The organism is Streptomyces sp. NPDC002328 (assembly GCF_042890065.1).
GTDB lineage: Bacteria > Actinomycetota > Actinomycetes > Streptomycetales > Streptomycetaceae > Streptomyces.
Genome location: NZ_JBIARQ010000006.1, coordinates 1 through 11744 on the forward strand (window position 1 = coordinate 1; position 11744 = coordinate 11744).

At 72.2% G+C, this 11744-nt stretch carries 13 protein-coding genes; 6 read left to right on the top strand and 7 right to left on the bottom strand.

Features of this window, described 5'->3' with window-relative positions; genetic code table 11:
• The first annotated feature begins 871 nt into the window (after window positions 1-871).
• From nhaA to ACFYX4_RS17330, 4 genes are all read left to right on the top strand, one after another.
• Entirely contained in the window at window positions 872-2305 is a 1434-nt protein-coding gene (gene nhaA / locus ACFYX4_RS17315; protein ID WP_389334168.1) for a Na+/H+ antiporter NhaA, read from the top strand.
• Between the two features lie 98 nt (window positions 2306-2403).
• Complete coding sequence (locus ACFYX4_RS17320; RefSeq protein WP_389333069.1) at window positions 2404-2907, top strand: phage holin family protein; 504 nt, start codon at window positions 2404-2406, stop codon at window positions 2905-2907.
• A complete protein-coding gene (locus ACFYX4_RS17325; RefSeq protein ID WP_389333073.1) occupies window positions 2904-3854 on the top strand; it encodes an alpha/beta fold hydrolase in 951 nt (316 codons plus the stop codon). Before ACFYX4_RS17320 ends, ACFYX4_RS17325 begins: the two co-directional genes overlap by 4 nt.
• A 127-nt stretch (window positions 3855-3981) precedes the next feature.
• The gene (locus ACFYX4_RS17330; protein WP_389333076.1) at window positions 3982-4161 is read left to right on the top strand and encodes a hypothetical protein; all 180 of its coding nucleotides are present in this window, start codon (window positions 3982-3984) and stop codon (window positions 4159-4161) included.
• An 82-nt stretch (window positions 4162-4243) separates the two neighbouring features.
• Here the strand turns inward: ACFYX4_RS17330 and ACFYX4_RS17335 are convergent, their stop codons facing one another.
• The 3 genes from ACFYX4_RS17335 to nth form a co-directional block, all read right to left on the bottom strand.
• Entirely contained in the window at window positions 4244-5443 is a 1200-nt protein-coding gene (locus tag ACFYX4_RS17335) for a MarP family serine protease (RefSeq protein ID WP_389333079.1), read from the bottom strand.
• Between the two features lie 93 nt (window positions 5444-5536).
• Window positions 5537-6232, bottom strand: a complete 696-nt coding sequence (locus tag ACFYX4_RS17340; protein ID WP_389333082.1) for an NUDIX hydrolase — start codon at window positions 6230-6232, stop codon at window positions 5537-5539.
• A gap of 181 nt (window positions 6233-6413) precedes the next feature.
• The gene (gene nth, locus ACFYX4_RS17345; RefSeq protein WP_389333085.1) at window positions 6414-7358 is read right to left on the bottom strand and encodes an endonuclease III; all 945 of its coding nucleotides are present in this window, start codon (window positions 7356-7358) and stop codon (window positions 6414-6416) included.
• A gap of 251 nt (window positions 7359-7609) precedes the next feature.
• Here nth and ACFYX4_RS17350 point away from each other — a divergent pair, with 251 nt between their 5' ends.
• Together ACFYX4_RS17350 and ACFYX4_RS17355 are read left to right on the top strand one after the other, a co-directional pair.
• Complete coding sequence (locus ACFYX4_RS17350; RefSeq protein WP_020129286.1) at window positions 7610-8284, top strand: Crp/Fnr family transcriptional regulator; 675 nt, start codon at window positions 7610-7612, stop codon at window positions 8282-8284.
• A 160-nt stretch (window positions 8285-8444) separates the two neighbouring features.
• Window positions 8445-9269, top strand: coding sequence for a nucleotidyltransferase domain-containing protein (locus tag ACFYX4_RS17355; RefSeq protein ID WP_389333088.1), 825 nt, complete (start codon window positions 8445-8447; stop codon window positions 9267-9269).
• Here ACFYX4_RS17355 and ACFYX4_RS17360 read toward each other — a convergent pair.
• The 4 genes from ACFYX4_RS17360 to ACFYX4_RS17375 form a co-directional block, all read right to left on the bottom strand.
• Window positions 9266-10096, bottom strand: coding sequence for an MBL fold metallo-hydrolase (locus tag ACFYX4_RS17360; protein ID WP_389333091.1), 831 nt, complete (start codon window positions 10094-10096; stop codon window positions 9266-9268). The genes ACFYX4_RS17355 and ACFYX4_RS17360 overlap by 4 nt on opposite strands.
• A complete protein-coding gene (locus tag ACFYX4_RS17365) occupies window positions 10093-10962 on the bottom strand; it encodes an NUDIX hydrolase (protein ID WP_389333094.1) in 870 nt (289 codons plus the stop codon). Before ACFYX4_RS17365 ends, ACFYX4_RS17360 begins: the two co-directional genes overlap by 4 nt.
• 126 nt (window positions 10963-11088) lie before the next feature.
• Entirely contained in the window at window positions 11089-11553 is a 465-nt protein-coding gene (locus ACFYX4_RS17370) for a RidA family protein (protein ID WP_389333097.1), read from the bottom strand.
• Complete coding sequence (locus ACFYX4_RS17375) at window positions 11550-11708, bottom strand: DUF4177 domain-containing protein (RefSeq protein WP_020129281.1); 159 nt, start codon at window positions 11706-11708, stop codon at window positions 11550-11552. The genes ACFYX4_RS17370 and ACFYX4_RS17375 overlap by 4 nt, the downstream gene beginning before the upstream one ends.
• Window positions 11709-11744: the final 36 nt, after the last annotated feature.

The following is an 11744-nucleotide window of genomic DNA, read 5'->3' on the forward strand; positions in this document are numbered from 1 at the left end:
GTCCTGTTCGCCATGCTCCGCGACGGCACCTTCTACGAACCCCGCATCCCCAAGGACGTCGAACTCGCCGCATGACCCCAGCCAGCCAAACCACCTCAAACCCAACCTGGGCGCCTTGACGAAAGACATAGAGGCACCCCCCGGGGGAGCCCCGGGGCTTCCGGCACTCCCTTGGGGCTCGACCGAAGCTCGCCTGGGGGCTCCCCGGAACTCCCAAGGCTTCCCAAATCTCGCCCCCGGAACCCGCCCGGGGGCGCTCGTCGGGAACATCCGGGGCTGTCCGTGGCTCCCCCAGCTGGCCCTGGCCCCACGGGCCCCTCATCTCGCCGGAACTGGCCGGGGGACCGCTCGGGTCGTCCGGAGCTCCCAAGGCTCCCCGAATCTCCCCGGAACCCGCCCGGCGGCTGCTCGGGGCTTCCGGAACTCCTCAGGCCCCCGGATCTCCCCCGAACTGGCTCCTGGGCTCCTCGGGGCCTCCCTGAACTCCCCCCGGGCAGCGCCGGCTCTCCTCACCCCCTCCCCACCCCCACCGGCACCTCCCCAGAACCGCCCCCGCCCCCAGGACCACACCGCGCCCCCACTCACGGCACCCACATCCGCCCCGCGCCCCGACCCACCCCACTGCCCCACACCCACACTCACCCCGCGCCCTCACACCCCCCACCGCACCCACACCCACCCCGCCCCCTCACCCACCTCACCTCCGCCCCCCAAGACCCCCCACCACCAACCGCGCCAAGGCAACTTTCCCCACCTACCGTAGGAATCATCGGATTTCCTCCCCCCGCACCTTAGCTAGACTAAGCAAACAGGTGCGCCGGGAAGTCTGGTCGGCATGTGTTCCGTCCTGCCCACCTTCGGAGGCTCCCCCGTGGCCGCGCCCCGCACCACCACCCGCAAGGTCCTCGGACGCCTGTCGCTGCCCGAGCGGACCTTCGTCGCGGACGCGCTGCGCACCGAGACCGTCGGCGGCATCCTGCTGCTCGTCGCCACCGTCACGGCTCTCGCCTGGTCGAACATCCCCGCACTGCACGACAGCTACGAGAGCGTCGGCGACTTCCACCTCGGCCCCGAGGCGCTCGGCCTGAACCTCTCGATCGCCCACTGGGCGGCCGACGGCCTCCTCGCGATCTTCTTCTTCGTCGCCGGCATCGAACTCAAGCGCGAACTGGTCGCCGGCGACCTCAAGGACCCGAGAGCCGCCGCGCTGCCCGTCGTCGCCGCCCTGTGCGGCATGGCCGTCCCGGCGCTCGTCTACACCCTCACCAATCTCACCGGCGGCGGCTCCACCGCCGGCTGGGCCGTGCCCACCGCCACCGACATCGCCTTCGCGCTCGCCGTGCTCGCCGTCATCGGCACCTCCCTGCCGAACGCGCTGCGCGCCTTCCTCCTCACCCTGGCCGTCGTCGACGACCTGTTCGCGATCCTGATCATCGCCGTGTTCTTCACGAGCAGCCTCGACTTCGCCGCGCTCGGCGGCGCGGTCGCCGGCCTGGTCGTCTTCTACCTGCTGCTGCGCAAGGGCGTCCGCGGCTGGTACGTGTACGTCCCGCTGGGAGTCGTGATCTGGGCGCTGATGTACAACAGCGGCGTCCACGCGACCATCGCGGGCGTCGCTATGGGGCTCATGCTGCGCTGCGCCCCGCGCGAGGGCGAGAAGCGCTCACCCGGCGAGCGCGTCGAGCATCTGGTGCGGCCCCTGTCCGCAGGGCTCGCCGTACCGCTGTTCGCCCTGTTCAGCGCCGGTGTGACGGTGTCGGGCAGCGCCCTCGGGGCGGTGTTCACCCGGCCGGAGACCCTCGGCGTCGTCCTCGGTCTCGTCGTCGGCAAGACGATCGGCATCTTCGGCGGCACCTGGCTGACGGCCCGCTTCACCAGGGCCTCGCTGAGCGAGGACCTCGCCTGGGCGGACGTGTTCGCCGTCGCCTCGCTCGCCGGCATCGGCTTCACCGTCTCCCTGCTCATCGGCGAGCTGGCCTTCGAGGGCGACGCGGCCCTCACCGACGAGGTCAAGGCGGCCGTCCTGACGGGCTCGCTGATCGCGGCGACCCTGGCGACCGTCCTGCTGAAGGTGCGCAACGCCAAGTACCGCAGCCTGTGGCAGGCCGAGGAGCGCGACGACGACCTCGACGGCATCCCGGACGTCTACGAGGAGGACGACCCGGCGTACCACCTGCGGATGGCCGCCATCCACGAGGCCAAGGCCGCCGAGCACCGCCGGATCGCCGCGGAAAAGGCGGCCGCGCGCCACGGGCTTGCCGAAGTGACGGGCGGGGCAGGCGAGGAGGGCGACCGTCCGGCATGATCTGACGGGACGGTACAAAAGACGGGACCGTACGCAGTCAGGCCGTACGCAGTCAGGCAGAAGACGGCGGAACCGTACAAGACGAGGGAGAGACCGCGATGAGCGCACCCGACGGCAGCCCGGTCGGCGCCGAACGCAGCATCGGCCAGTTGTTCGCCTCGGCGACGACCGAGATGTCCGCGCTGGTGCACGACGAGATCGCGCTGGCGAAGGCGCAGCTCAAGCAGGACGTCAAGCGCGGCGCGACGAGCGGCGGCGCGTTCTCGGCGGCCGGGGCCGTGCTGCTGTTCTCGCTGCCGATGCTGAACTTCGCCCTGGCGTACGGCATCCGCACCTGGAGCGACTGGAACCTCGCGATCTGCTTCCTGCTGTCCTTCGCGGCGAACGTGCTGGTCGCCGTCGTCCTCGCGCTGATCGGCGTCGTCTTCGCGAAGAAGGCCAAGAAGAGCAAGGGCCCGCAGAAGGTCGCCGCGTCGGTGAAGGAGACGGCGGTCGTGTTGCAGAAGGCCAAGCCGCACCCCCGGCCGGAGCCCACGCGGCCGGAGCTCCCGCGGGACCGGGCTCCGGAGGCCATCGAGGCTGTGGCACGCTCGTCGTCATGACGGACCCCGCCACCCCTTCGGCGCAGCCTGCCTCGGTCGTACGGCCGGACGTCGTCCTCGACCGCAAGGTGACGCACCGCGAGGTCGCCGCGAACGGCGCCCGCTTCCACATCGCGGAAGTGGGCGACGGTCCGCTGGTCATGCTGGTGCACGGCTTCCCCCAGTTCTGGTGGACGTGGCGGCACCAGCTGACCGCGCTGGCCGACGCGGGCTTCCGGGCCGTCGCGATGGATCTGCGGGGCGTCGGCGGCAGCGACCGCACGCCCCGCGGCTACGACCCGGCCAACCTCGCCCTCGACATCACCGGTGTGATCCGCTCGCTCGGCGAGCCGGACGCCGCGCTGGTCGGCCACGACCTGGGCGGCTATCTGGCGTGGACGGCGGCGGTGATGCGGCCCAAGCTGGTCCGGCGGCTCGCCGTGGCCTCCATGCCGCACCCCCGGCGCTGGCGCTCGGCGATGCTCGCCGACGTCCGGCAGTCCGCCGCGAGCTCGCACATCTGGGGTTTCCAGCGGCCCTTCGTCCCCGAGCGGCAGCTCACGGCCGACGACGGGGAACTGGTGGGCCGGCTGATCCGGGAGTGGTCCGGGCCGCGGCTGCCGGAGGACGAGGCGCTGGACACGTACCGGCGCGCGATGTGCATCCCGTCCACCGCCCACTGCTCGGTCGAGCCGTACCGGTGGCTGGTGCGGTCGATGGCCCGGCCCGACGGCATCCAGTTCTACCGGCGGATGAAGCGGCCGGTGCGGGTGCCGACCCTGCATCTGCACGGCTCCCTCGATCCGGTGATGCGCACGCGCAGCGCGGCCGGTTCCGGGGAGTACGTCGAAGCGCCGTATCGCTGGCGGCTGTTCGACGGGCTGGGGCACTTCCCGCACGAGGAGGATCCGGTCGCTTTCTCTACAGAACTGGTCAATTGGCTGAAAGACCCGGAGCCTGATCGGTGACCGAGCGATCGCGCCCGGTATCCGGTGCTGAACACCTGTACTACGAACGGCCAATTGCCCCGCGCATAGGCCAATTGGCGGGCCCTCAGGCGGTTATCGACCTTGGGGCAGGGGCAGAGGTCCGGGTATGGGCTGGACGCACGACTACAACGACGTAGCACGCAATCGCCGCTCGGCCTCCGGCCTGAGCTCCCACCGCCGAGGTACCGCTCCGCAGACGGGCAACGACCTCCGGGTGGGCATTCCGCGCATCCTGCGCCGCCGGGCCCGCTGGGTCTCGGTACGCCTGCGCCATCCGCGCGGCTGACGAACAGACACCACGCACCCGCTCGCCCGCACGGCTCAGGCGCACGCGTTGGCGTTCGCGCAGCTCACACGCTCCTTCCGCGTCACAGCGCGCAGTTGTCGCTGTCCACTTCCTGGCCGGCGGTGCGCCCCTGGGCGATGTCCTGCCGGATCTCGTCCGCGGTGAGCGCGTAACCGGTGTCGGCGTCGTCGAGGGACTTCGCGAAGACCACGCCGTACACCTTGCCGTCGGGGGTGAGCAGCGGGCCGCCGGAGTTGCCCTGGCGGACCGTCGCGTACAGCGAGTAGACGTCACGGCGGACCGTGCCGCGGTGGTAGATGTCCGGGCCGTTGGGCGTGATGCGCCCGCGCACGCGCGCGGCGCGCACGTCGTACGCGCCGTTCTCGGGGAACCCGGCGACGATCGCGCTGTCACCGGTCGCCGCGTCCTCCGAGGCGAACTGGAGGACGGGCGCGTCGAGATCGGGGACGTCGAGGACGGCGATGTCGCGCCGCCAGTCGTACAGCACGACCGTGGCGTCGTACTTGCGGCCCACACCGCCTATCTGGACGGTGGGCTCGTCGACGCCGCCCACCACGTGCGCGTTGGTCATCACGCGGCGCTCGTCGAAGACGAAGCCGGTGCCCTCCAGCACCTTGCCGCAACTCTCCGCCGTGCCCATGACCTTGACGATGGACCGCTTCGCGCGCGCGGCCACCGCGCTGCCCGCGAGGGCCGGGTCGGGCGGCCGGACGTCGGTGATGGGCTCGTTGGCGAACGGGCTGAAGACCTGCGGGAAGCCGTTCTGCGCGAGGACGGAGGAGAAGTCCGCGAACCAGGTGTCGGCCTGGTCGGGCAGCGCGTCGGACACCTCTTGCAGCACCGTGGAGCTGCGGACCTCCTTGCCCAGCGTGGGCAGGGTCGTCCCGGCGAGGGCCGAGCCGATCAGCCATGCCACGAGGAGCATCGCGACGACGTTGACCAGCGCGCCCCCGGTCGCGTCCAGCGCGCGGGCCGGCGACCAGGTGATGTACCGGCGCAGCTTGCTGCCGAGGTGGGTGGTCACGGCCTGTCCGACGGAGGCGCAGACGATCACGACGATGACCGCGACGACGGCGGCCGCGGTGCTCACCTCGGAGTTGTCGGTCAGTGCGTCCCAGACGACGGGCAGCAGGTAGACGGCGACGAGGCCGCCGCCCAGGAAGCCGATCACCGACAGGATGCCGACGACGAAGCCCTGGCGGTAGCCGACGACCGCGAACCATACGGCCGCGAGCAGCAGCAGGATGTCGAGCACGTTCACCGTTTCAGGCCTCGCCTCTTTCTTCCCGACCGCGGCGGGCCGGCCGGGGTCCGGGGGCCGGACCCCGGGGTAGACACAGCACGGGACACCCTGTCACGACCGCCAGTCGAGCGGGACCAGCTTGTCCCGGTCCCAGGGCCGCTCCCAGCCCGCGAAGTACAGGAGGCGGTCGATGAGCCCGGCGGTGAAGCCCCACACGAGGGCCGATTCGACCAGGAACGCCGGACCGCGGTGGCCGCTGGGGTGGAGGGACGTGGCGCGGTGCCCCGGGTCCGTGAGATCCGCCACGGGAACGGTGAAGACGCGGGCCGTCTCGTTGGGGTCGACGACGCCGACCGGGCTGGGCTCGCGCCACCAGCCCAGGACGGGCGTGACGACGAAACCGCTGACCGGGATGTACAGCTTGGGCAGCACCCCGAAGAGCTGCACGCCGGAGGGGTCGAGTCCGGTCTCCTCCTCAGCCTCGCGCAGGGCGGCTCTCAGCGGTCCGTCGCCCAGCGGATCGCCGTCCTCCGGATCGAGGGCGCCGCCCGGGAAGGAGGGCTGTCCCGCGTGCGAGCGCAGTGAGGTGGCCCGCTCCATCAGCAGCAGCTCCGGTCCCCGCGCGCCCTCGCCGAAGAGGACCAGGACGGCCGACTGGCGTCCCGCCCCGTCCTCCGGCGGCAGGAAGCGGCTCAGCTGGAGCGGCTCGACCGTCTCCACCGCGTGCACGACCGGGTCCAGCCAGGCGGGCAGCCCCGCCCTGCTGAGCGTCACCCTGCCGCCCTGCGTGTTGCTCGCGTGCGCCATCGCCGCACCACCCCCCGTTCTGCGAAGTCCAACGCCCGAGGCGCCGTGAATCGTTCCAGGGGACGTGTTCCCCCAGGTCCCGGCCCCAGCCCTGCACCCGATCCCAGCCCCGCCGCCGACCCCAGTCCTGCCCCCGATCCCAGCCCTGCCGTCGACCCCAGCCCTGCCGTCGCGCCCGCTCTCATCCGGCCCCCAGCGGCGGGGCCGGCCTGCCGCCCGCGTCCAGGTAGGCCTGCGGAGGGTTGAGGCGCTGACCGGGGAAGCCGCCCTTCTCGTACTTCAGGAGCTTCGCGGCCTTCTCGGGATCCGTCTCGCCCTCGCCGTACGCCGGGCAGAGCGGGGCGATGGGGCAGGCGCCGCAGGCGGGCTTGCGGGCGTGGCAGATGCGGCGGCCGTGGAAGATCACGTGATGCGAGAGCATCGTCCACTCGCTCTTGGGGAAGAGCGTGCCGACGGCGGCCTCGATCTTGTCCGGCTCGGTCTCCTCGGTCCACCGCCAGCGCCGCACCAGCCGCTGGAAGTGCGTGTCCACGGTGATCCCAGGGCGGCCGAACGCGTTGCCCAACACCACGAAGGCGGTCTTGCGGCCGACGCCGGGCAGCTTGACGAGGTCCTCCAGGCGGCCGGGGACCTCCCCGTCGAACTCCTCCACGAGGGCCTTGGAGAGGCCTATGACCGACTTGGTCTTGGCGCGGAAGAAGCCGCACGGCCGGAGGATCTCCTCGACGACCTCCGGGTCGGCGGCGGCGAGATCCTCCGGGGTGGGGTATTTCGCGAACAGACCGGGCGTCGTCTGGTTCACACGGAGGTCGGTGGTCTGGGCGGAGAGGACCGTGGCGACCACCAGCTGGAAGGGGTTCTGGAAGTCCAGCTCGGGGTGGGCGTAGGGGTAGACCTCGGCCAGCTCGCGGTTGATGCGGCGGGCGCGGCGGACGAGAGCCGTGCGGGACTCGGGCTTCCTGCCCGCGGCGGGCGTCTTCCTCGCAGGCGTCTTCGCAGGCGTCGTCTTCACGGGCGTCGTCTTCTCAGGCGTCTTCCTCACAGGCGTCTTCTTCGTCGCCTTTGCCGCCTTCTCACCTTCACCGAAGCCTCGTTCGCCCACAGCGGAATCGCGATGTGCAGCCACCCGTCCAGCTCCCTTGGCCTGTGCTCTCACCGGCGATTTGGACACCCGGCCAGCCTAAAGCCCGGCACCGACATCCGCCCCGGACCCCGAAGATCAGCCCCCAATTGGACCCCTGCCGCTTACCCCCGGACACGTGTGCGGCATCCTTGTGACAGATCACACTGTTTGGACCGTCCGGCAAAATGGGGAACACGGTCCCCTGGCACACGGGGGAGCAAGATCCCCTGAGCAGGTCGACAAGGAGAGAACTCGTGGACGACGTCCTCCGGCGTAACCCGCTCTTCGCGGCTCTCGACGACGAGCAGGCCGCGGAGCTCCGCGCCTCCATGAGCGAGGTGACGCTCGCCCGTGGCGACTCCCTGTTCCACGAGGGAGACCCCGGCGACCGGCTCTACGTCGTCACCGAGGGCAAGGTCAAGCTCCACCGCACGTCTCCGGACGGTCGCGAGAACATGCTCGCGGTGGTCGGGCCCAGCGAGCTGATCGGCGAACTGTCGCTGTTCGACCCGGGGCCGCGGACCGCGACCGCGACCGCGCTCACCGAGGTCAAGCTGCTCGGCCTCGGCCACGGCGACCTCCAGCCCTGGCTGAACGCCCGCCCCGAGGTGGCCACCGCGCTCCTGCGCGCCGTCGCCCGGCGGCTGCGCAAGACCAACGACGCCATGTCCGACCTGGTCTTCTCGGACGTCCCCGGCCGTGTGGCCCGCGCGCTGCTCGACCTCTCCCGCCGGTTCGGCGTGCAGTCCGAGGAGGGAATCCACGTCGTCCACGACCTCACGCAGGAGGAGCTGGCCCAACTGGTCGGCGCGTCCCGGGAGACCGTCAACAAGGCGCTCGCGGACTTCGCCCAGCGCGGTTGGCTGCGCCTGGAGGCGCGGGCGGTCATCCTGCTGGACGTGGAGCGGCTCGCCAAGCGCTCGCGGTGACGGCCGCCTGGGCGGTGCCCTGACGCCCCTGATGCCCCTGGCGTCAGTCGGCGTTCTGAAGGCCTCCAGCGTGAGGCCCGCGGCGTGACGTCATCGGCGTGACGTCATCGGCGTCGAAAATGCCGCGCCCCCGCCTCCCTCGCGCGTGCACAGTGACCTCATGTCCGCACTGGTACACCAGGGCCTCGACCCGCAGGGATACATCGCGCGCGAGGGCTGCCTCGCGCGCGTGCCGCACGCGTTCCGTCCCGTGGTCGCCGCCGCACGCGACCGGCTGCCGGACACCTTCGGGGCGCGGCTGCACAGCGCGTACCTCTACGGGTCGATCCCGCGCGGCACCGCGCGCGTGGGGCGCAGCGACCTGGATCTGCTGATCGCCCTGCACCATGAGCCGACCGAGGCCGACCGGGACGCCTCCCGCGCCCTGGGCGACGCCCTGGACGAGCGGTTCCCTCAGATCGACGGCGTCGGCACGCTCCTCTACGGCCGTGCGCGCCTGCTGAGCGACCTGGAGAGGCACGACCTGGGCTGGTTCGTGGCCTGTCTGTGCACCCCGCTGCTCGGGGACGACCTCGCCGCCGCCCTGCCCCACTACCGGCCCGACTCCCTCCTCGCCCGGGAGACCAACGGCGACCTGGCGCTGCTCCTCCCCCGCTGGCGTGACCGGATCGCCGGGGCGGACGACTCCGACGACGCCCGGCGCCCCCTCGTCCGGTTCATGTCCCGGCATCTGGTGCGCACCGCGTTCACGCTGGTCATGCCCCGCTGGAACGGCTGGACCAGTGACCTGCGCGAGATGGCCGAGGCGTTCGCCGCGTACTACCCCACGCGCGCGGGGCAGGTGCGGACGGCGGCCGCCCTGGGCTACGAGCCGACGGGCTACGCGGAGACCCTGCGGTCCTACGTCGACGACCTCGGGCCCTGGCTCGCGGCGGAGTACACACGCGTGCACGGCGTGAAGACCCCGCGGCCCGAAGACGGCTAAATAAGCCCGTGCTCCTCCAAGTACTCCAGCTGTGCCCGCACCGACAGTTCGGCCGCCGGCCACAGGGAGCGGTCCACGTCGGCGTACACGTGGGCGACGACCTCGGTGGGGGCGCGGTAGCCGTTCTCCACGGCCGTCTCGACCTGGGCGAGCCGGTGCGCGCGGTGGGCCAGGTAGAACTCGACGGCGCCCTGGGCGTCCTCCAGGACGGGCCCGTGGCCCGGGAGGACCGTGTGGACGCCGTCGTCGACCGTGAGGGACCTCAGACGGCGCAGGGAGTCCAGGTAGTCGCCCAGGCGGCCGTCGGGGTGCGCCACGACGGTCGTGCCGCGCCCGAGGATCGTGTCGCCGGTCAGGACCGCCCGGTCGGCCGGGAGGTGGAAGCAGAGCGAGTCGGCGGTGTGCCCAGGCGTCGGGACGACCCGCAGCTCCAGCCCGCCGACGGTGATCACGTCGCCGGCGCCCAGGCCCTCGTCGCCGAGCCGCAGCGAGGGGTCCAGGGCGCGCACCTTGGTGCCGGTCAGCCCGGCGAAGCGGGCGGCGCCCTCGGCGTGGTCGGGGTGGCCGTGCGTGAGCAGGGTCAGCGCGACGCGCTTTCCGGCCTTCTCGGCGGTGTCGAGGACCGTGCGCAGATGACCGTCGTCCAGCGGCCCCGGGTCGATGACGACGGCCAGGTCCGAGTCGGGCTCGGAGACGATCCAGGTGTTGGTGCCGTCCAGGGTCATCGCGGACGGGTTGGGCGCGAGGACGTTGACCGCGCGGGCGGTGGCGGGGCCGGAGAGGACACCGCCCCGGGGCTGGCCGGGAAGGGCTGCTGCGTCCGTCATGCGGGGGCTCCACCTGTGGGGATGTGCTTGGTGAACTCGTCGTGTCCGGGCCAGGACAGCACGACCTCGCCCGCCTCCAGCCGGGCCCGTGCAAGGACGGGCGTCAGATCGCGGCCGGGGGCGGCGGCGAGCGCCTCGGCGGCCGTGGCGCACGCGGTCAGCTGGCGCAGGGTCGCGATGGTGGGCGGCATCATCAGCAGCTCGCCCTCGTCGTACGAGACCGCGGCGTCCACGGGGCGGATCCACACCGTGCGGTCGGCCTCCGTGGAGGCGTTGCGGGTGCGCTGGCCCTCGGGGAGCGCGGCGACGAAGAACCAGGTGTCGTAGCGGCGCGGCTCGAACTCCGGCGTGATCCAGCGCGTCCAGGCGCCCAGGAGGTCCGACCGCAGGATGAGGCCGCGGCGGTCGAGGAACTCCGCGAAGGACGTCTCGCGGGCGACGAGGGCCGCCCGGTCGGCCTCCCAGTCGTCGCCGGTGGTGTCACGGACGACGGAGTCGGGGGCGGGCCCGGCGAGCAGGACGCCGGCCTCCTCGTACGTCTCGCGTACGGCCGCGCAGACGATCGCCTGGGCGGTCGTCTCGTCGACGCCGAGCCGTTCGGCCCACCACGCGCGCGTGGGGCCCGCCCAGCGCACGTGCCGGTCGTCGTCGCGCGGGTCGACGCCACCGCCCGGGTACGCGTACGCGCCTCCGGCGAAGGCCATGGAGGCGCGTCTGCGCAGCATGTGGACGACGGGGCCGCGGCCGGTGTCCTTCAGGAGCATGACCGTGGCCGCGCGTTTGGGGGTGACGGGCGTGAGGGTGCCGTCCGCGAGCGCACGGATGCGTTCCGGCCAGTCCGGGGGGAACCACTGCCCATTCGCCATGGCCGCGAGGCTATCCCGTGGTGAGCGAATGTTCGAGAGGTGCCCGAGGTCAGCGCGGGCCCGCCGGCCCGCCCGTGCCCACGGAGACCCGAGCCTACGGAGGGCCCGACCTGCGGAGGCCTGTGCCTACGGAGCGAGCTCCACCTGGATCTCCACCTCGACCGGCGCGTCCAGCGGCAGCACCGCAACGCCCACCGCGCTGCGCGCGTGCACGCCCTTGTCGCCGAGGACCTCGCCGAGCAGTTCGCTCGCGCCGTTGAGGACGGCGGGCTGGCCGGTGAAGTCCGAGGCCGAGGCGACGAAGCCGACGACCTTCACCACGCGCGCGACGCGGTCCAGGTCGCCCGCGACGGACTTGACCGCGGCCAGGGCGTTCAGGGCACAGGTGCGGGCCAGTTCCTTGGCCTCCTCGGCGGTGACCTCCGCGCCGACCTTGCCGGTGACGGGCAGCTTGCCGTCCACCATGGGCAGCTGACCGGCCGTGTACACGTACGGCCCGGACTGCACGGCGGGCTGGTAGGCCGCGAGGGGCGGCACGACCGCCGGCAGCGTCAGCCCCAGCTCGGCGAGCCTCGCCTCTACGGCGCTCACGCCTTCGCCCGCTTCAGGTAGGCCACGAGCTGCTCGGGGTTGTTCGGCCCGGGCACGACCTGGACGAGCTCCCAGCCGTCCTCGCCCCAGGTGTCCAGAATCTGCTTCGTGGCGTGGACGAGCAGCGGCACGGTTGCGTATTCCCACTTGGTCATGGGCCCGACTGTATCCGCTGCGGGGGCGCGGTCCGC